Consider the following 21,250-nt stretch of genomic DNA (forward strand, 5'->3'; position numbering starts at 1 on the left):
TAAAGATTCATTCACCTCTCTACCTTCATCTTTTCTCACCTATTTACACACCCCAAAATCCCCCATAAAAAGGAGCTCCGGCCCATGACCAAAACCATCCTCACTCACTACGAAATTAACCGCGACACTTTCGTCCTCCTCCCTGCTAGTCACATAGACTATTACACAATTGTCTGGGAAAGAGACCAAATCTATTACGTTAAAAAAACTCTCTTCCAAATCATCAAAGAAGCGTGCCTCGAAGGAGGTGCCGAATACGACGGGCGGCGAGTGGCCGTCACCCACAAAACAGGCATACAAAGCAAAATCCCCATTCCCGTGAACCCGCTGGAACACATTTACGCCTTCCCCACTCATTCACCGAAACTCCACGACTGCAGCTGGATTTTCTATCACCACATCAAATCCATTCACCGCCACCCAAACAGCCAGAAAAAGTCGATCATCACCTTCAAAAACGACAAAGAACTCCCGCTCGACCTTTCCTATCATACTCTTGAAAAGCAACTACAACGCACGTCCTACTGCATCGTTCGCTTTTCTCACCCACACACCCAATCTTCTTTTTACATGTAGACAAGCATCCCTATCAAACATGCCTGTCATCGACTAAATGACAGGCCATGTACAGCATTCCCCCTCGTTCCCTTCAAATCTCACATCCGCATGCTTAAACGATTAACCTATCCCCCGTAAGGAGGCACTACCATGCAATCAGGACATATCAATCAATTCGCTCACTTAAGCCAGTTCAACTCCGTAAAGGACTTCAACCAATCCATCAGAGCTGCCCTACAAGTTCATGGACATCACTTTACAGAAGGACAGAGAATCGCCCTTCTAACCCTTATTCAATATAGCGTAAAAGTCCACGGGGTCTGTAATGCAAAAATCTGCCAGCTTGTTCGAGCGACACACAAGGATCAGGAAGGAGTCTCACGCACAACCTTTGAACGAATGCTTCGGAAGGGAAAGTCTCTTGGCCTATTCAGCGTCCATGGGACAACCCGAGCCAAGAAAGGCGGAGACTCTCATAATGTCTATGTGTTCAACCGCTTTGACGTAGCGTCCCCCCCACAATTGACGGAGCGCCCCCTTACTCAAAAGCCAAGCAACCCAAGCGTTCAAGCCGAAAAAAAAGGCCCCGAAGCTAAAGAACATAAAGCTATAAAAAACAATAAAGATCAAGAACTACGTCCAATCACGTCAGAATCGCTTGATTACACATTTGTCCCCTCTTATGTTCCAACCGAATTTGTCAAAGCCGTAAAACCTTTCTTCAAAACAACAAAAGAGATTTGCGCACTCTGGGACCGAGCGATCATGGCGCATCGTTCAGGGAACTACCGCACTCCAATCGAAACCTTCCTCCCAACCATCATTCAAGCGTTTAGGGCAACCGTCTATCGATATAAACAAAATCGCATTAAAACCAGCTTCATTCAGTACTTTTACGGGACCGTTGCCACGAAATTGAGGTTTGAGAATTATACAATCGTTGCGCAGGAGCAGCAATGGGGAAGTTGGATGGATAATGGGTTTTCAGAAGACATGAGGATTGGCCCCTCATCCCATTCTTAACGAAGAATAATATGAACATTCGTTTTTGTTCGAACAGGTGGCGATCTTGCAACATTACGGTTGAATAAGAGGAATAAACTCACTAGCAAAATACTTATAGATGGTTGCTTCCCTGATACGAGAACGCACAAATTTCGGAGAGTAACAGGAACGCAAACCAGGAGTCGATGTAGATTCGTTGATATAAAAAGTTACGTGATTAGGATTCTTTTCGAGAGTTGACGAGTGCCCCTCTTGCTATACATGCTTCAACCTTCTACATCCCCACGCCAGATTTTGTTCAACCTCACGGGTTCCCAACCCTCTCATGATGATAGCCGAAACACCCAATCACGGCTATTAGATGTGGATATCTAATACCACGAGAGAAAAGATCTTCTTCACCCTTGTGGATATCCGACGTATTGTGGAAAAACCTCTGTATAAAGTGCCAGTTGTCCACTTGTTGTAGATAGGACATTCGTTTCTCTAGTATTTGGCTCATGTACAAATCCACAGTTGAGTTCGATAAACTTCGGGGAGTGATAGGCACGATCACCAACCAGAATTTAAAAATTAATTTAAATATAATGCAAACTTTTTTCTAGTCATGTATAATCTAATTATAATCATTACAGAATAAAAAAAGACCAAGTGGGTCAACACTTGGTCAGGCAACTACATGCCGCTTAAGCGGCTAACCATTTCTTGAGCAGTGTTCTAAAAGAAGTAACCACCCAACTCTTTGGTAGGATGAGGGGCGGTTACTTCTTTTTATTGGTGACTAGCGCGACAATCGCTACAACTGCGATAAACATTGTAACAATCAATGTACCGAATTGAAATAGCGTATTCATTGCTTCATGTGTCATCATGATCTAACACCCCCTTTCACCGGGAGTGTTAACCGCCCAACAGCTTATGTAGTTGCTATCATAAGTCTATCAGGACTAATCTCTTTAATCTAGCAATTCATAAGATTAAAAACTCCTTTATCGTTCGACAAAATACTACGAAATCCAGGAGTGACTGGCACCGATAATGATTTAGCTTGACGATACAAAATCTCTAATAGCCTCGGCGTATATTTTACCGTCTGGATGTTTGTGATTTTCAATTTCATTCATAGTTTTCGATAAAAGTTGTTGATCTAATTGTCTAAACTCTCGATCTACTAGTACCATTAAAGACTCTGCTACATTGTAAACTATGTTATTATCAACATGATTTAGCAGTATATTTAGTTTATTTAAAAACCAATTTGGATCTTTGTGGTTGTTTTGAAAATAAATCAAAGCATTCGCTATCACTTCAATATCTTCCCCTACATTTAATATTTTTTCTCCTTCTTCTTTTGTAAAGGTAATATCAGGAATATCCAAATACAAATCTTCCTGAATTAAATTTTCATCTAAATGATATAAGTTGGATACAAATTCAGCGAATGAATTTGCAATTACTCTTTTTCTTCCTTCATCTACATCATAGTATACAATCTTAGGTTCATTACCATTTTCGTAGTCAAATGCAATCCATGTGTGGCCATCGCCAGAAAGTAAGATGAACTCGGAAGGTAATCCCCATTCAGTTTTTAATGTTTCATTGTCTAAAATACCTTCATTTGTTCCTATTCCATACATAAAATCTAGTCTTATATGGTTATCCGACCAGACATTAGGAAAATTTACTGGATAAGAATTTAAATATGTTCTCCCTCCATTTTGTTCCTTAATTAAATTGATATATTCATCTGGAAGTTTCACACCCAATAGATCTATAGCTTTTTTAATATTTGTTTCGGAAATTTGAGGTAGTTTGTAAAAGTCATGACCGTGATTTTCTAGCCAAAAAATTTTTTTCATTATTTCAACTCTCCTAATTCATATTTAGAACAAACACCAATAGTGCAGAGTCGGAGTTTATTTACACCATTCGGGCATTTGACCCAGCAAGGAGCATATCCGACCTCCACCTCATGGACACGCAGGCGAAGGAATGTATGGATCTCAATCCTGTGAGATATGGGAGGGTGAACGGCCGTGAGTTATGTGGAGATCTTACGCCATCCCCCGCTTCCCAAGGTAGTTAGTCCCCATTTTCTAATTCAATACACTTCTTACTATCGACCAAATACTACAAAATCCGGGGTGTGACTGGCATCACTACCAAGAGGTTTGCCTCGAGCTTCCTTCAGATTCCACGTCACCATGGACACCCTTGCTTTTGGCTATGTACTTACCGCTACAAGGTCGTACTCGGGACTTTCACCCGTTAGAGTTCGCCCATGCTGGGCGATCAAAAGAGACCGAGTGGGCTAACACTCGGTCAACGCAACTACATGCCGCATGAAGAACGGCTGACCTATTTTTAAAGTTTATACTGAGAAGAAGTAACCACCCACTCTTTGGTCGGAGCGACGGGCGGTTACTTCTTTTTATTGGTGACTAGTGCTATAATCGCTACTACTGCGATAAACATTGTAATAATCAATGTACCGATTGAAATAGCGTATTTTTGCTTAATGTGTCATCATGATCTAAAACCCTATTTACCAGGAGTGTCAACCGCCCATCTGCTTGTGTAGTTACTACATTCAGTTTAGCAAATGATACATAATAAGCTAGTAACTTTAAAACCGTTTGCTCTAGACAAAATTTTACAATCCTCGAGGAGTGATTGGTACGCAAACAATTATGCAAACTACTCAACGATCGTGTATAATTAAATTATAATTACCTTAGAATAAAAAAGACCAAGTGCGCGAACACTTCGTCAGTGCAACTACATGCCGCGTAAAGAGCGGCTGACCAAATTTGCAGCAGAATACTTACAAAAGAAGTAACTACCCACTCTTCGATCAGAGGACGGGCGGTTACTTCTTTTCATTTTCCATTTTTATCCCATGTGAGCGAGGTAAAGTGGTAAGATTGAAAAAGAATTCAATGTAAATTAACTGGGGGATTGCTTCATGCAAGTTTCACTAAACTTTCCTGTAGATATGATTGAAGCGGCTGTAACGATTTTAACGTGGGGCCTTATTTTGTATCTGATTTATTATCTTTATCAAAAAAGCGAAGCGAAGCCAAAAATTTGGAAAGCCTGTGTGACAACATTTGTTGGGATTTTCACGTTTAATTTTAGTTTTCCCATGTTTCAGACGGTAATTGATCTACCTATTTTGCCATTAGGGGTTTGGATTTTACTTTGGTACGCCTCATCTAGAAAAGGGGCATGGGATAAATATCGACGCTTTGCGTGGCTTGGATTTTTCACTAATTTTATTTTTATTATAGCACCGATTTTGACGATTTTGCTTCATCACGCAGTGTATCCCAAAAGCAATCTTTCGACTTATATTGCAGATTATGACAATGCAGCTATGATTCAACTCCATCCTTCTGCAGAGGATGTTCAATTTGATCTAGAAAGCTTTGAAAGTCTCTTCCCGTCATTTGTGGAAGAGCCCTTTAATAGCATCGATTGGTATCATCATCCTATTGATGTAGAGCCGCATGAGAGAGTCGAACAATTTCCTTATCAATTGAGTGGGACATCATCGAAGTGGGGGAGTGGTATGCCTACGCTGATTTATGTTGAGAAGGATGGAAAAGGGATATTAATAGATTCTTCGGACAGACAACATTATTTTCGCAGTGAGGAAACCATTTTGAAAGGTGGCAACGACGAATGAGACAGAAAAAGATCTGGATTCCAGCTGGTATCTTGCTAGTCACCATAGGGATTTTTTATTATTTTTTCCATTCAGAGCCCCCTGAATTTTTGACTACGGATGCTTTAGTTGAAACAATAAATAGTTATCAATATGGAACGGATTCCATTGAAATTCAAGATATGGTTTTCTTAGGAGAGACGCATGTGTTTGTTCCTTTTGTTTCAAATAAAGAGTATGGTACTAGTTATTGGGTTTGGAGAAATCGCAGTTGGGAGTTAGGTGGAATTACTACGATTCAAGATCCCTATGTCTGGAAGGTTGATCCAGGTGACCCCTCCACGTATGTTGTTGTTTGGAATATGAACCGAGATAGTGACATGAAGGAGTTTGATATTTATTTATTGAATCAAAGAGGATATTCGGTTAGTCATGATGTTCATCACTATACACCGAGAGTACAACTTGATTTTACTGTTCCATTTGAAACAGAAGAACATTCATACGGTGTGAAGCCACTTCCAGATGAATGGGTGACGTTCCTTCAATCATTTGTGAAAGTAGAACAGTCCCCACAACCAGACTCGTTTTTTAACGATTTTTTTCAACCGAGCAGCGTCAATTTTGGATGGATGCCATATGATGAGAACGGTGAAGTGAGTTTTCCGTCCTCTCCTAATGGATCAGGGCACCAGTACGGAGAAATACATTTAGAGCATTTGTCTTCTATTCCAGAGTATGAATTAGAATAAAAGCGTAGGGACGGTTCTAACAGGGGATAATCGGAAGTTTTGCGCTGAAGAAGGCACAACTAGCGGATTTCTAACTGCTCGTTGTGCTTCTTTTATCTATATATTTATACTCACACGCTCTTATTCTACTAAGCTGCAACCTTCGACAAATTTTTGGGATTGATGGTACCTAACCCTTCTATTGCATTAACTCACATCTTTATAAACATTAGTAGACGATGATTTCATCTTTTTCTTCTTACCAAACCTACTAACAAACAAATAAACCCTAACCCAACCAACGCCCCGCTACTATCAATGAGGACATCCCTCACCTCTTTAGAACGTCCGGGGATAAAGAGGTGGTGCACCTCAGCTGATATTGCATATAACACACAAATGAAGAAAGCGGTTCCCATACCATGCTTGCCATACACTCTACTTCTTCTAAGAGCATTAATCAGAACTGAATACCACCCAATTTCGCGTAAATATAATGCAGACTATTCTAAAATCATGTATAATAAAATTATAAACAAGCGAAACTAAAAGAGACCGAGTGCGCTAACACTCGGCCAACGCAACTACATGCCGCATGAAGAACGGCTGACCAATTTTAAAGTTTATACTGAAAAGAAGTAACCACCCACTCTTTGGTCGGAGGACGGGCGGTTACTTCTTTTTATTGATGACTAGCGCTATAATCGCTACTACTGCGATAAACATTGTAACGATCAATGTACCGAATTGAAATAGCGTATTCATTGCTTCATGTGTCACCATTATTAACACCCCCTTTCACAGGGAGTGTCAACCGCCCATCAGCTTATATAGTTGCTACATTCAGTTTAGCAAATGATAGAATTAATAAGCTAGCAACTTTTAATGTCTTCGAGCGTTTTCTCTCGACAAAATCTTACAATATTCGGGGAGTGACAGTGGACCAACACTTAACACGATGAAACTTCGTGGTAATAGGCACGCAACTAGAGCAGAGTATGTTTATTTTTCGTAACAGTTGGGAATCAAAATCAGATGTTAAAGAGCTTAGTAGAGTCACCAGCGATACAAATGGTCATTTCACTCTGCTTTGGGACAAGGACGCTGTCCCCATGTCCTTCTTACACCCTTCGACAAATTTCGAGGAGTGACAGGCACCAAAACCAATCTAAAAAAGTAAGCTAAAAAAGTAAGTGGATAAATCTCCATATTACCAATACATCTATATGTATAAAACCCACCAAAAGAAATCCTTGCTCCCCAATCAAAAGAGGAGCAAAGCCAGGTTAGTTTCGACAAGATCTTACAAAATTCGAGGAGTGACAGGCACAGAATCAAGCTCCATGATTTTTTGTCTTCTATAATCAAATTATAAAGGGCCAGGGTAAGGTAACCAAATTCATGAAAAACTTAAAGAAGGCGTAACTACCCACAATGGATAGCTACGACTTCTTTATTTCAAAAACACTTTAACACACTAACGCTGTACACTTTAGCTGAGTGGGGGTCAGGCACCGGAATTTCGGAATTTCTTTAACCCCATGCTTCCTTTAATCATATTTTCTTTACTTTTAACATAAGCAAATGGCAAGGTAAACAGTAGAGAAGCAAATGCAAATACTGCTCTGTTGTCGTTAATATCTCCACTTACCATAGCATTAAAGAAGAAAAAGAGAAAACCTGCAATTAGAGTAAATTGCACTCCGTCAAAAGAATAATGCTTCTTCTTATATATAGAGAGTAATTGATAAATCATAAAAACAAGAAATGAAATTAACCATAAAATACCCATAATCCCTAATTCAGAAAGAAATTCAAAAAATAGATTGTGTGAATACAATCCACTTGTTCCAGTATAATAATTTGCTAAATTGCCAAAACCGCCACCTAAAATATAATTATCACTAAACATCTGTATTGAAGCTTCAATTCTATCAAGTCTTGCAAAAACAGAATTACCGCCACCACCCTCAAAGAGCACTTGGAAACGGTAAAAAGTTGTTTCGAAATATCCTCTAGCATATAGAAAAGAAATAAAGAATAAAAACCCACTGGCTAAAAGTAAGCCTAGAATAGAACTCTTTTTAATTAATATATCTCCTTTAGAAATAACAAATGATTGTAACAAGGCATAAATCACGATTAAGGCAATAGCCAACAATGGCATTCTACTACCCGTTGATATAAGAGTAAAAGAAACTAATAACAATAACGGCAATATTAAGACCTTATTCTTTTTATTTGAAATTAAGAAGAAAAAAGAAAGGGCTATAAATCCAATGCCAGTTATTCTTGCTAGACCTAAATAATTTCCCTCATTAAATCCAATAAATAATCCTACATTATCGAATATCATCCTTAAAGAAAACAGAGAAAGTAACACAGCCAATATTGATATTGAAAGTAATACTCTTTTTACAGAGTCCTTTCCATCTACAAAAAATAAGGGAAGCAAAAATGCCGGCATTGTCAGGGCGATTAATTTTATCATTTTTTCAATCGTTGCTCCAGATAGATCATTTACTAATGCACTTAGTAAGACAATAAAAAGAAGTGTAAACATAAATATAACTGGTGTTACAACCACCTTACTAAAATGTGGTTTCTGAACTAACCTCCAACTAACTAAAACTATTGTCATACCTAAAAATAAACCAGCTATGTCAAATGGGATATTTAAACTTTCCTTGAAAGCCCCTGAAAATAAGTACATAATATAAAAAAATTCTACTGAAATTAGAATTTTAAGTTTAGATATGATTTCTCCCCCCCTCCAGAAACGTTTCGGACCATCACGTAAACTGAAATAAACAACTCTAGCTATATTTGCTCTACCCTTAGACATAATTAAAAGATGAAATCTAATTTACATGGCCTTATAATCTAAGTGGTTTTTGTTATGACTTTGACGGTTAAACAGAAATATCGAAATCATCAATAATAATTTGAAAATATTTGCAACTAATATACCAAAACAAAAACCTATTAGTCCATAAAGATTAAAAAATAGAAATGCACAAATTATATAAACAATGACATTTGTCCCACTAATAAACAATTGCCAATTAATATTGTAAAACCTTAAAATAAAAGGATTTATAACAGAACTCATAACTCCTAAAATTGTACTTGCAGTAGTTATATATATTAATTGTAAAGATTCGTCTGCCCAATTAGGATATAGAATTCTTAGTAATGGCTCACTTATAAATATAGTTGCAAAATATCCTATCACACTTATTACACCAGTAATAGAAATAATATAGATGAAATTTTTTAACTTCATTACCTCCATCTTAGCAAGATAGCTTAACATTACGCTGTTTATTGGAGTTATTACTCTTGTAATTATTTTCCCTAAAATAGTTGCAGTATAATAGATTGTTACTGCAGTTGGCCCAAGTAATGGGAATAATAGTAGCTTATCAGCATAGTTTAATAAAGTTTTCAAAAAGACTGAAAAGAATAATATAATGCTTTGATATGCAGTTTTTCTAAATAATATAGTTGTACGAAAACCTTCATTCAAAAGGTTAGAGTTTTTTGTTATATAAAATATACTTAAGGATGAACCAACAATATAAATTAATTGCCAATAGCCTACAAAATAAAATACAATTGTCCCTAACACGTACCCTAATCCTAGAATTAAATTATTAACCAAAATAGATTTAAAATTAAGTGTAATTCTAAATGCAACTATTAGATACTCGCGTATTAAGTTTGAACTTGCAACCATAATTATTAGTATAATACTAATAATTGAAAAAGTTCCTTCAAAATATAGTGTTCCAAATATCATTACTAAAGAATTCATTAGAAGGCTAGCGGCAAGCAACACATTATAATCACCATTAAGACCATTCTTATCGTACTCATTATGCCTTAGCAATCTAATATTGTTAAGCACATTCCCAAAAGGATGGCTAAGTAAAGTAGCTAAACTTACTAAGGTAATTAAAAGCCCATATTGAATATCACCAGTTTGTCGAGCAACAATTGGTAAAATTAACAATTGAAGAACCAAAATTGGTATAGCTGATGCTATAATATTTAAGATTACATCAAATGTTGCTTTTTTCTTATTCATTAAAAAAACTCCATTCATTACTTTCAACAAAATCAACTATTATTTTTGAACGATTGCCATCTTTAATAGAATAGCTGGAAAATTAGTAAAAGAACAAGTTAATATTATGTGTTAACTTGTTCATATTTTAATCTATTAATCACTTTTAAAATACATAACATATTTATCAAGACACGCTTTGGAAACAGTGAATCGTTATAAACATTCAAAACATCAATTGAGTTGAATGTAATTAACTGCTTAATAATATTATAAAATATTAGAATCGATGGATAAATGGTGTCAAAACCCTGAAGAAACTTTATTATTATTTGTGTATAACTTATAGTAATAACCACATATAGTGTGCCAAGTAAAAACTTTTGACTTTTTAATACAGTTATTAGACATCTCAGGGTAATTTACAATGATTTTCACGATAGCATTGACCATTGCTTCAATGTTTAATGGGTCGACTGAATACCCTATTTCACCCTCCTCAAAAAAGCCATCTATACCTTGACCTTTCGAGTAAAGAACTGGTAATCCCCTAGACATAGCTTCAATGTAGACTAGTCCAAAAGTTTCTTTAAAAGATGGCATAATAAAAACATCACATTCATCGATTATTGATTTAATAGATTTTTTATCTGTGATATAACCATGGAACTCTACATTTTTATCAATGTTTAATTCTTTTGTTAAACTTCTAAAATCATCTTCTAGTGGGCCATTACCAACTACCTTTAATTTGGCATTATAACCTTGCTCACATAGCTTAGCACAGGTTAATAGCACTGATTTTAAATTTTTATTTTTATTTAACATACCAATAAAAAGTAAGTTAATCTCACTTAGTTTATCTTTTCTTACCTTGGTCTCTTTTGACTCTTTATGCCAATACTTATCTATTCCATTGGGGATTACAATACATTTTGACTTTATTTGAGATACAACTTTTGCTGGTAATAACGAAAACATTTGTTTTTTATATGCATGCGATATAAAAACAACTTTTCTAGCATTCAGTAGTATTTTATACATGTATGGTCTTAATGGTATCCAATATTTATAGAACCTATTAATATCTGTATTACGCACAGTAACCATGTAATTAATACCGTACTTCTCATATAACTGATAAGCTGTTCCACCATCGCTAAAAACAGTATGAGCGTGTACAAAATCGATACTCTCATTTGAAAGTATCGATTTTTCTATTTCTTTTAATTGTTTATTAATCTTCAATAAATATAAATATCTATCATATTTATTTAAAATATTGCTATAGTAATATTTTATAGTTTCATTTTGTGTTAGTAATTGGTTTTTCCCAATAGAACTCTTATTTTTAATAGGAATAAATACATGTTGATTTACTCCCATAGTTGATAGTTCCTTAACCATATTCTTATAAAGTTGATTTCCAATATAATAAGAACAAATATGCAATATATTCATGTTTACATCCCTATTTCTTATAGACTCCAATAATAATATCCACTAGCTTCATATTCTCTTCTATTTAACACACTTTTAACGTCAATAATTACCTTTTTATCATCACTGTATAAGTCATCAAAGTAGTTCATAGCATAATCCTCTTTAAACTCTTTATGTGCAACTGCCATAACAATTGCATTTAAGTTTGTTAATTGATCTTTCTCTACTAAGTTAATTCTATATTCTTCCCAAACTTCTTCCTTATTAGCAACGGGATCATGAACTATAACGTCTACACCAAACTCCTCCAATTCATTTATAATATCGATTATTTTAGTATTTCGTACATCTGGACAATCCTCTTTAAATGCAATACCTAATATAGCTACCTTCGCACCTTTTATTGGTTGCTCTGCTTTTATTAAACTTTTAATTATGTTATTTGCAACATATTTCCCCATATCATCATTAATCTTTCTTCCAGCAAGAATAATTTGTGAATGGTATCCTAATTGTTCAGCCTTATACGTAAAATAATATGGATCAACACCAATACAGTGACCACCTACTAAACCAGGAGTGAATTTAAGGAAGTTCCATTTCGTTCCTGCGGCTTCTAATACTGCTTTTGTATCTATATTCATCTTATTAAAAACCATCGAAAGTTCATTCATAAAAGCTATATTGATATCTCTCTGTGAGTTTTCAATAACTTTTGAAGCCTCTGCAACTTTAATTGACTCCGCTCTATGAACACCAGCTTCTATTATTGACTCATATACATTAGAGATAATCTCAAGAGATTCTTGATCTGACCCTGAAACAACTTTTATTATTTTAGTTAAGGTATTAACTTTATCGCCTGGGTTGATTCTTTCTGGTGAGTAACCTACTTTAAAGTCAATACCAAATTTTAAGCCAGACTCTTTTTCAAGAATAGGAATACATACTTCTTCTGTTGTTCCTGGATAAACTGTTGATTCAAATACTACTATTGACCCTTTAGTAAGATTCTTTCCTACAATTTTACTTGCCCCTATCACTGGGGATAAATCTGGAGTTTTATCACTATTAATAGGTGTTGGGACCGCTACTATATGAAACTTACAATCTCTCAAGCGACTTTCTTGATTTGTGAACTCTAGAGTTGTACTTTGTACTGCTTCATCTCCAACTTCATTTGTTACATCAATGCCGCTTAAATATTTGTTTAACTTCTCAGTATTAGTGTCAAATCCAACAACTTCAAACTTCTTTGCAAATTCTACTGCCAATGGAAGGCCAACATAACCTAGCCCTATAACTGAAATTTTCTCTTGTTTATCCAAAATATCTCTAAAAAGGTTCATCTTTTTGTACTCTCCCTCACTTATCTATTTTCTATAACATCAATCAATTTTTGAGTTAACTTATCAAAATCAAAGTCGTAAGCTGCCTTTCTAGCATTCTCCGCCATAATTTGGTTTTTCTTTTCATCGCTACAAGCTAGAATTATAGAATTTGCAATCTCCTCTGCATTTTGAATAGGAGCACTTATACCACAATTATACTTTTCACAAACACTATAACCGGTTGAATATGTTTGAACGATACATTTACCCGCTGCCAAATATTCAAAGAATTTATTTTGACTTTGACCGTACTTGTCAAGAGATGTACTTGAGTTATGAAGTATATTTATATATGCCTTCTTCAAAATTGAAGGTACGAACTTTTTCTCCACTCGCCCTTTAAAAACCACATTGTTAATGCTCTCATCTTTACACCTTTTTATGAGCATTTCACTCTCATCACCTGAACCATAAATTAGAAATCTTATATTTTCTTTGCCTTTATTTTGTATAATCTTCGCAGCATCCAATAGCATCCCTAGGTTATTCACCTTGCGTATTGAACCAGCATAAACAATATTTTTATATTCTTTTTTATCTAAATCTGAATCTTCTATTGCATTCTCAATACTATTTTTATCAAAAGTATCTATTACTACTCCATTACTAATATGCTTAACCTTTGTTAAATTAATTTGTTCCTGCCAACCTTGATCTACAATATAGTCCTTCCCCCCCTCCCATGTCATTACGATTGAATCAGCTCTTTTATATATCCATTTTTCCCCCATATATAATGTCTTCGCAATTATACTATCTCTCTTTAATCCATCATACGCTACAATACTTTCAGGCCATAAATCTCTTACTTCACATATACAAGGAACGCCAAACTTTTTTGCGATTTTTAATCCTGCAACCAATGTTAGAGGATGGACACTTGACGCAAATACAACATCTGGCTTACCATGTTTTTTTGCATAATCCTTTGCTACTGGTAACAGGTTTTTATAAAAACTAACCATGTTCTTTATTCGGTCAAAACCATTTTTTTGATAAGGTACTGTTTTTACAAAAATAAAAGGTATAGCACTCAGTGTCTCAACTGAATATTTACCATCTCTTACATTTATAAAATCTTCACTATTATGTCTTATATTCGCGCAAAAAATTGTCGGTTCGTATCCCTTTTTAATAAGGTTCTCTGCGAACCAATAATGCCGCCCTCCACGATTAAAAAACATATTTGTAGCATAATGGTTCATTATCCACACTTTTTTTTTCATAACGTTACTTTTCCTCGATTTCTTGTCTATTGATATTCTAATCCCTTTTTAATTACTCTGCTAAGTAAGTCGTATAGATTAATAACTATAATTGAAGGAGAAAACTTTAATAAATCCTCTCGTTTTAAAAAGTTCAAATGAATAAATTCATCCTTATCCTTTTTTATTAAAGGGAGACCTTTACGTGGTGCATCAATAACCTGAGATATTGAGTTTTTATTTTGTTCTTTGAACTCATCTTTAACCCAATAACCTAAAAAACTAGCTCCCCCTGGTATAATTACCCTCATGACTTCACCTACTCAACGCTAGTTTTTTAATATCTTTGCTGGGTTTCCCACAAAAGTAGAAGAAGTTATATCAATATTCTTAGTTACAACTGCTCCTGCACCGATAACAACATCCTCAGTTATTTTGACAGATGGTAGTACAACTGCTCCTAATCCAACAAATGAACATTCTCCTAACTCTACAAACCCACCAAAATTCACACCTGGTGATACTTGTGAAAAGTCTTTTAAGGTTACATCGTGAGCAATTGTCGCAGATTTATTAACAATTACATGATCTAGAATACTTGCATCAGGATCCACTACAACACCCGGCAGAATGATACTTCCCTTACCTATCTTTGAAAATGGCGAAATAATTGCTTCTTTACTAAGAACTTTTGTGTATTTCAACATTAAATTTTGTTTCACAATTTTTTTTCTGATTTTATTATTAGCAATTGCTACAACAAACTCTATGTCTTTATTCTTATTTAGAATTTGAGATTTATCAATTTCACCAATTACAGGAATTCCCAAAATGCTGTGTCCTTCAATTTTTGAGTTATCATCAACAATAGCTATATTATTACGTTGATAATCATTGTTCTTTAAAATACAATCAACAGTTAACTTCCCTAAACTACCTGCACCAATAACGATTACTTTTTTCCCTGGCAATGTTTGGTCTAACCACTTTTTAAACAATTTCACTTATAAATCAACCCCAACTAGTACTAACACATATACTTACCTTAGATGAAAAAATTAAAGTATCAAGTAAACTTCAATAAAAAAAATATAATGTAGTAACCATTACTCAATTGTTCCCTTAAATCTCTCCATTGTAACTTTTTCATTCAGATTAACATTTTCTTTTTTAAATACTTTAACAACTGTTTGAATTAATATCTTTATATCTAAAGAAAAAGATAAGTTATTAATATAATAAATATCCTTTTTAAACTTTGCTTCCCAAGATATTGCATTTCGACCATTAACCTGGGCATATCCAGTAATGCCAGGTCTAACATCATGCCGGTGTGATTGCTCTTCATTATAAAGTAATAAGTAATCAACTAATAATGGTCTTGGTCCAACTAAACTCATATCCCCTTTTAATACATTAATCAATTCTGGTAATTCATCTAAACTCGTACTTCTTAGGAATCTACCAAAATTAGTATGTCTCATTTCATTGGGTAATAACTCACCATTTTCATCTCTCTCATCTGTCATAGTTCTAAACTTATACATCGTAAATATCTTCTCATTCAACCCTGGTCTTTCTTGTTTAAATAGAATCGGACTTCCTAATTTAGACCTTACAAGAACAGCTACTATTAAAAGTACTGGACTTAAAGCCAAGATTGCAATTAAAGCTAAAGTAAAGTCCATTGGCCTTTTAACGAATCTCCTATAGATACCAACTTTTTGATTCAACATTCAACTCTCCACATCCCCTTTATAATCCTCACAACCCTCTCCAAATCCTCATCCGTCATCTTCGTATCAGACGGCAAACACACACCATTCTCAAACAACTTCTCCGATACATCCGTACCAACAAAATCGTACTTCTCAAAAAACGGTTGCATATGCATTGGCTTCCAAACAGGTCTTGATTCGATATTTTCAGCTTCCAAAGCTTCCATAACATCAATAGGTCTAACCTTCCCACTCAACGTCATAGAACTTAACCAATAATTCGGCTCATCCCACTCATTACTAGGCATGAACTCAACTCCCTTGAGTCCACCTAGCTGTTTATTATAAAACTCATAAATATATTTTTTCTTTTCAACTCTCTGATCTAACACTTTTAGCTGTCCCCTACCAATACCAGCTACTACATTACTCATACGGTAATTAAAGCCCAGTTCACTATGTTGATAGTGCCTTGCTTGATCCCTTGATTGAGTCGCCCAAAATCTCACCTTAGCGATTCTCTCTTCAGAATTAGAAACTAACATCCCACCGCCAGAAGTAGTGATGATCTTGTTACCATTAAATGAAAAGATTCCATACTGACCAAATGTCCCCGTATGTTTTCCTTTATAATAAGTACCTAAAGACTCAGCCGCATCTTCAATTAAAACAACATTATGTTTCTTACAAAGCTCTACTATTCTATCCATATCTGCGGATAAGCCATATAGATGAACAACTATTACTGCCTTAACTTCTGGATACTTCGTAAAAGCTTCTTCCAATGCCTTTGGACACATATTCCAAGTTTCATAATCACTATCTATAAAAACAGGAATCGCATTTTGATAGATAATCGGATTTGCTGTAGCTGAGAATGTAAGTGTCGGGCAAAATACAATATCACCTTCACCCACTCCTGCCGCTCTTAAAGCTAGATGAATAGCCCCAGTGCCAGAATTCAACGCCGCTGCATCCTTACTACCTACTTTAGAAGCTAGTTCTTTTTCAAATTCATTCACATTTTCCCCTAGAGGGGCAATCCAGTTTGTATCAAAAGCTTCCTTTACATAGTGCATTTCATAGCCTTCATCACTCATATGTGGTGATGAGAGGAATATTCTATCTTTCATTTATAATAAACTTCCTTTCATAAAAGTTAAAACTCTGTCATTGACTAAATGACAGAGCTCCAACTAGCTTGTTAACTCAACGTAGTAAATGCTAATACACTTATTGTTTCATCAGAACATTACTAGTTCTGTACTACTAAAAGCTACTTCCCTAATACGCTCAATTCTCTCACACGAAAATTAGCAATATCCAACAACTCTTCTCGTAACTGTTCTTTTGTTGAATGTTGAAATCTCTCCACCAACTCATAACTCACATTAATATTAACCTCCGGCGTCTTCCCCCGATAAATCTTCGGATAAACCTGCTCATCATGAACTTCGTCTTTCCCCAGTAACTCCTCAAACATCTTCTCCCCAGGTCTCATCCCTGTAAAGCGTATCGGAATTTCATCCTCTGTATACCCAGACAACTTAATAAGGTTCTTCGCCAGATCCACAATCTTAACTGGCTCACCCATATCAAGCACAAACACTTCTCCACCTTCAGCTAATGCACCGGCTTGAAGTACCAATCTTGATGCTTCAGGAATCGTCATAAAGTATCTGACCATATCCGGATGTGTAACCGTCACCGGTCCACCATTCTGAATCTGTTCTTTAAACAACGGAATCACACTACCACGGCTTCCTAACACATTTCCAAAACGTACAGCGACAAATCTCGTATCACTAATCAGATCCATATGCTGCACCACCATCTCAGCAATCCGCTTCGTCGCCCCCATTACACTCGTAGGGTTAACGGCTTTATCCGTTGAAACCATGACAAAGGTATTCACTTTTGCTGCATCCGCAGCCTCAGCGACATTCTTCGTTCCAATGACGTTATTTTTTACTGATTCTTCCGGGTTACGTTCCATCAACGGTACGTGCTTATGCGCGGCTGCATGAAAGATCACATGAGGCTTGCGATTAGCCATAATGGAGAACATCTTCTCCCGGTCCTGAACATCCGCAATTTCTGTTGAAAGATTTAATTCTGGTGCCGTTCGTCTTAATTCCATTTCAATCGAGTAAATACTATTTTCTCCATGCCCTAGTAACACAAGCTCATTCGGAGAAAAGATTGAAATCTGACGACAAATCTCTGATCCAATTGATCCACCAGCTCCGGTAACAAGCACGGTTTTCCCTTTGATATACTCTTCAATCCCATCAATGTCGAGTTCGACTGGATCTCGTCCAAGTAAGTCCTCTACTTGTACATCTTGAAACTGAGTCACGGCCACTTTCCCTGACATGATATCCTCAATCCGCGGGAGGATTTGCGTCTTTGCTTTAGTCTTCGAGCATTCTTGAAAAATCTTATTTAATTCTGCTCGAGAAAGGGAAGGGATGGCAATGATGATATGTTCAACGTTTAGTTGTTTGACCGTATTTTCTATTTCCTCTACTCCACCAACCACTGGTAAGTTTAATACTTCTAGGTGTTGCTTGGCGAAATCATCGTCGATAAAAGCGACAGGATTTAAATCGGCTTCTTGGCTATGTTGCAATTGTCTAGCAACCATTGTTCCCGCTGCGCCAGCACCTATGATTAACGTGTTGGTTTTGTTTAAAGCAGGTTGAATGTAATTGTCTCTAAACAGTCTCCATGAAAAACGTGAACCACCGATGAAAAGAATATGCATCATCCATGTAATGGCTAACGTTCGTAAGGCAATTTGCTGGAAAAGGATTAATTGCACAGCACCCGTTACAACAACAGAGAATGTAACAGCATAAAAGATACCTGTCAGTTCTGAAATACTTGCATATTGCCATACTTTTTTATAGAGCTTGTACTTATGAGCAAATAGATGATGACTAATTAACAACGTAATCGCACTAATAAGTAAAACGTTCGTAAAAGGATTGGCTGAAGGAATTAATAAAAAGTAACTAATAAAAATGGCCGTTAATACTATAAGCGAATCAACCGTCATCAGAGCGGCTACCCGTTTTCGATATGACATATTTTTTCCCCTTTCTTTTATACCCATTTCACACAAATAAAACCTTAAGCTATAATCCTTCTTAACTTTGTTAAAGAATCATAGATTAAGGTTTTATCAACTTTCATACATAAATAAATAAATAAATAAATAAAGAGGCATCCAACCCCTCCTCACATCACACCACCGACGACAAAAGCGTCTAAGGTTCACAACTGAACCCACAGCGTAATCGAGTGCCCCCGTCGATAACGGCAAGGAGACATTGCCAAAAGATCTTCTCTTTTCCTAACGCGTCCCTTCTTGCTTCCTTATCTCAATCGCTTGTTGTAAAAGTTGTTGAATGGTATCAAGCTTGTCCTTCGGTCCATCTTGCTTGATATATCTTAAAGCTTTTACGATCGATTTGGGCATTCTATCTATTTGTTTCATTTTTTTCCATCCCTCATCATAAAAAGACCTCAACCATAATTTTTTCTTACTATCTTTATCATTGGTTTTTTTAAGTAAGTGAATCCACTTCACAACTTCTATATCTCAATAAGTCAATATATCCCAAGACACATTATGTATAGAGGTCAAGATGCCTACATCTATTAGCCGCAGACTATATTATCATGTAAATACTAATAAATAGGGTATTTATTCATAATTTCATAAATTTCACCATCTAGAAACCTAAAACCTCTTTATTCAATCCTATACTTTTTCACACCTTAATAGTTTAATAGAGATTTCTACATAATTCAACACGTATTCCATTCTATCGTTCGACATATTTCGCATACCTAAATATGTAAGCGCTATGAAAAAAGTCGCAAAAAAAAAATCCAACAAATAGCTTTTCAGCCCTTTTACTGGATTTTTCGTTTTGATCAATATATTAAAATAGGTTAAATAGTCCAATTCTTTTTTTCACCGGTTCCGGTGTTCCTACTTGAACGTGCTGATTTCCTAGGAGTAATTCCGCATTTTCTTTATATTCGTACACCGTTTCAATCCCAAATCCCTTCTCTACTTCTGAGTACGCTTCTAGAAGTCGAAATGGGCGTTCCTTTACATGATGCGCATCCGACGAGATAAAGTGTGTTAAATTCGCATCAATCAATTGTTCCGTAAATCTCTTTACCTTTTTTCCTAGATGTCCTGTTAAACTCGATGCCGTTACTTGTGTTAAGCTACCATTTTTCACCAGTTCATATAAAATACTAGGATCCTCTTTGAATACTTTATTTCTTTCTGGGTGGGCAATGATCGGAGTATAGCCTTTCATTTGTAAATCATAGAACAACCTTGTCGTGTAATGCGGAACACTATTACTTGGAAACTCGACTAATAGGTAAGAACCACCAGGCGTCGTCGGTAAGACATCTCCTAATTCAAGGTGCTGAATGATTTCCCCATGGATTCGAATTTCCTGAGAAGCGATCACAGTGATATGTATGTTCGCTTTTTGCAAGGCTTCGTTTAGCTCTTCTACTTTTCTCAAAACCGAAAAGCCGTCATTTTCAAAAGACGGATGTTGATGGTGAGGGGTCGCAATAATCTTTGTAATCCCTTCTGACTCTGCTAGCCTAGCTAACTCTAAACTATCTGCTAGAGTTTGAGGCCCATCATCCACCTCAGGTAGAATGTGGCAATGTATATCAATCATCGTTTCCCCTCCCCTTTACTTCAATATATAACTTATCCGTGGCTATAGTAATAATAATGACCGGATTCAATCGTTTTGTTATTTAAGACAGCACCTAACAGTTTGGCATTTGCTTTCGTTAACAATTCTTTTGCTTTCTTTACGTCTTCACGTTCTGTCTTCCCACTTGAGACAACGAGAACCGTTCCGTCACATTTATTAGCAAGAATGGAGGCGTCTGCCACAGCCATAACGGGTGGCGTATCAATAATAATCGTGTCAAACAACTCTTGAGCCCGTTCAAGGACTAGACCCATCATCCGTGAATTCAGCAACTCTGCTGGATTCGGTGGAAGTGGGCCACATGGTAATAAGGAGAGATTTTGAATTCTCGTTTCTTTCACAGTTGTTTCTAAATCGCTTTGTTTCGTTAAGACATTCGTCAAGCCACTCATGTTCGATACGTTAAACGTATAATGTGCCGTTGGCTTGCGCAGGTCGCCGTCTAGTAGTAAGACAGATTGACCATTTTGTGCCATGACAATGGCTAAGTTCGCAGCTGTCGTTGATTTTCCTTCTCCTGGTCCTGCTGATGTCACCACGATCGTTTTGATCTCGCGGTCTACAGCCGAGAATTCAATATTCGTTCGAATCGTTCGATATTGCTCGGAAATAGGAGAGCTCTTACTCGCTTCGGTAATGAGGTTACGTTGGGTTTTTAACACGGATTTTTTATCTCTACGGGCCATTTAGTTCACTC

General features: G+C 36.1%; 21 protein-coding genes. 4 read left to right on the top strand and 17 right to left on the bottom strand.

The annotated features are described in order from the left end of the window. Positions 1-84: 84 nt before the first annotated feature. Both PQ474_RS21400 and PQ474_RS21405 read left to right on the top strand, forming a co-directional pair. Positions 85-576 carry a competence protein ComK gene (locus PQ474_RS21400; RefSeq protein ID WP_273847635.1) on the top strand — a complete coding sequence of 164 codons (492 nt, stop codon included), beginning with the start codon at positions 85-87 and terminating at the stop codon, positions 574-576. A gap of 132 nt (positions 577-708) precedes the next feature. Next, positions 709-1,581 carry a hypothetical protein gene (locus PQ474_RS21405; RefSeq protein WP_273847636.1) on the top strand — a complete coding sequence of 291 codons (873 nt, stop codon included), beginning with the start codon at positions 709-711 and terminating at the stop codon, positions 1,579-1,581. Between the two features lie 743 nt (positions 1,582-2,324). On the opposite strand, the gene PQ474_RS21410 is transcribed toward PQ474_RS21405, so the two are convergent. Both PQ474_RS21410 and PQ474_RS21415 read right to left on the bottom strand, forming a co-directional pair. Further along, positions 2,325-2,435: a putative holin-like toxin gene (locus tag PQ474_RS21410; protein WP_273847637.1), complete on the bottom strand. Its 111-nt coding sequence runs from the start codon at positions 2,433-2,435 to the stop codon at positions 2,325-2,327. A 171-nt stretch (positions 2,436-2,606) separates the two neighbouring features. Next, positions 2,607-3,422 carry an SMI1/KNR4 family protein gene (locus PQ474_RS21415; RefSeq protein WP_273847638.1) on the bottom strand — a complete coding sequence of 272 codons (816 nt, stop codon included), beginning with the start codon at positions 3,420-3,422 and terminating at the stop codon, positions 2,607-2,609. Positions 3,423-4,528: 1,106 nt separating this feature from the next. On the opposite strand from PQ474_RS21415, the gene PQ474_RS21420 reads away from it, so the two are divergent. Further along, complete coding sequence (locus tag PQ474_RS21420; protein WP_273847639.1) at positions 4,529-5,251, top strand: hypothetical protein; 723 nt, start codon at positions 4,529-4,531, stop codon at positions 5,249-5,251. Next, positions 5,248-5,982: a hypothetical protein gene (locus PQ474_RS21425; protein ID WP_273847640.1), complete on the top strand. Its 735-nt coding sequence runs from the start codon at positions 5,248-5,250 to the stop codon at positions 5,980-5,982. The genes PQ474_RS21420 and PQ474_RS21425 overlap by 4 nt, the downstream gene beginning before the upstream one ends. Before the next feature lie 224 nt (positions 5,983-6,206). Here PQ474_RS21425 and PQ474_RS21430 read toward each other — a convergent pair whose 3' ends face one another. The 15 genes from PQ474_RS21430 to PQ474_RS21500 form a co-directional block, all read right to left on the bottom strand. Further along, the gene (locus tag PQ474_RS21430; protein ID WP_337956386.1) at positions 6,207-6,443 is read right to left on the bottom strand and encodes a VanZ family protein; all 237 of its coding nucleotides are present in this window, start codon (positions 6,441-6,443) and stop codon (positions 6,207-6,209) included. Between the two features lie 190 nt (positions 6,444-6,633). Next, on the bottom strand, positions 6,634-6,744 hold the full coding sequence (locus PQ474_RS21435) for a putative holin-like toxin (RefSeq protein WP_273847641.1): 111 nt from the start codon (positions 6,742-6,744) through the stop codon (positions 6,634-6,636). A gap of 724 nt (positions 6,745-7,468) precedes the next feature. Beyond that, the gene (locus tag PQ474_RS21440) at positions 7,469-8,806 is read right to left on the bottom strand and encodes an O-antigen ligase family protein (RefSeq protein WP_273847642.1); all 1,338 of its coding nucleotides are present in this window, start codon (positions 8,804-8,806) and stop codon (positions 7,469-7,471) included. Between the two features lie 21 nt (positions 8,807-8,827). After that, the gene (locus PQ474_RS21445; RefSeq protein ID WP_273847643.1) at positions 8,828-10,051 is read right to left on the bottom strand and encodes a lipopolysaccharide biosynthesis protein; all 1,224 of its coding nucleotides are present in this window, start codon (positions 10,049-10,051) and stop codon (positions 8,828-8,830) included. 282 nt (positions 10,052-10,333) lie between these two features. Then, positions 10,334-11,491: a glycosyltransferase family 4 protein gene (locus tag PQ474_RS21450; protein ID WP_273847644.1), complete on the bottom strand. Its 1,158-nt coding sequence runs from the start codon at positions 11,489-11,491 to the stop codon at positions 10,334-10,336. A 17-nt stretch (positions 11,492-11,508) separates the two neighbouring features. After that, the gene (locus tag PQ474_RS21455; protein ID WP_273847645.1) at positions 11,509-12,822 is read right to left on the bottom strand and encodes a nucleotide sugar dehydrogenase; all 1,314 of its coding nucleotides are present in this window, start codon (positions 12,820-12,822) and stop codon (positions 11,509-11,511) included. Positions 12,823-12,842: 20 nt separating this feature from the next. Then, on the bottom strand, positions 12,843-14,090 hold the full coding sequence (locus PQ474_RS21460; protein WP_273847646.1) for a glycosyltransferase family 4 protein: 1,248 nt from the start codon (positions 14,088-14,090) through the stop codon (positions 12,843-12,845). A 26-nt stretch (positions 14,091-14,116) separates the two neighbouring features. Further along, entirely contained in the window at positions 14,117-14,380 is a 264-nt protein-coding gene (locus tag PQ474_RS21465) for a hypothetical protein (protein WP_273847647.1), read from the bottom strand. 18 nt (positions 14,381-14,398) lie between these two features. Next, complete coding sequence (locus tag PQ474_RS21470; protein WP_273847648.1) at positions 14,399-15,073, bottom strand: acetyltransferase; 675 nt, start codon at positions 15,071-15,073, stop codon at positions 14,399-14,401. A 102-nt stretch (positions 15,074-15,175) separates the two neighbouring features. After that, a complete protein-coding gene (locus PQ474_RS21475; protein ID WP_273847649.1) occupies positions 15,176-15,805 on the bottom strand; it encodes a sugar transferase in 630 nt (209 codons plus the stop codon). After that, positions 15,799-16,920, bottom strand: a complete 1,122-nt coding sequence (locus PQ474_RS21480; protein ID WP_273847650.1) for a DegT/DnrJ/EryC1/StrS family aminotransferase — start codon at positions 16,918-16,920, stop codon at positions 15,799-15,801. Before PQ474_RS21480 ends, PQ474_RS21475 begins: the two co-directional genes overlap by 7 nt. Before the next feature lie 143 nt (positions 16,921-17,063). Further along, complete coding sequence (locus PQ474_RS21485) at positions 17,064-18,878, bottom strand: polysaccharide biosynthesis protein (RefSeq protein ID WP_273847651.1); 1,815 nt, start codon at positions 18,876-18,878, stop codon at positions 17,064-17,066. A gap of 267 nt (positions 18,879-19,145) precedes the next feature. Further along, positions 19,146-19,289, bottom strand: a complete 144-nt coding sequence (locus PQ474_RS21490; RefSeq protein ID WP_273847652.1) for a LytR family transcriptional regulator — start codon at positions 19,287-19,289, stop codon at positions 19,146-19,148. 451 nt (positions 19,290-19,740) lie between these two features. After that, on the bottom strand, positions 19,741-20,511 hold the full coding sequence (locus PQ474_RS21495; protein ID WP_273847653.1) for a tyrosine-protein phosphatase: 771 nt from the start codon (positions 20,509-20,511) through the stop codon (positions 19,741-19,743). Between the two features lie 32 nt (positions 20,512-20,543). After that, on the bottom strand, positions 20,544-21,239 hold the full coding sequence (locus PQ474_RS21500) for a CpsD/CapB family tyrosine-protein kinase (protein WP_273847654.1): 696 nt from the start codon (positions 21,237-21,239) through the stop codon (positions 20,544-20,546). Positions 21,240-21,250: the final 11 nt, after the last annotated feature.

The organism is Halalkalibacter alkalisediminis (assembly GCF_028610705.1).
Taxonomy (GTDB): domain Bacteria; phylum Bacillota; class Bacilli; order Bacillales; family Bacillaceae_D; genus Halalkalibacter; species Halalkalibacter alkalisediminis.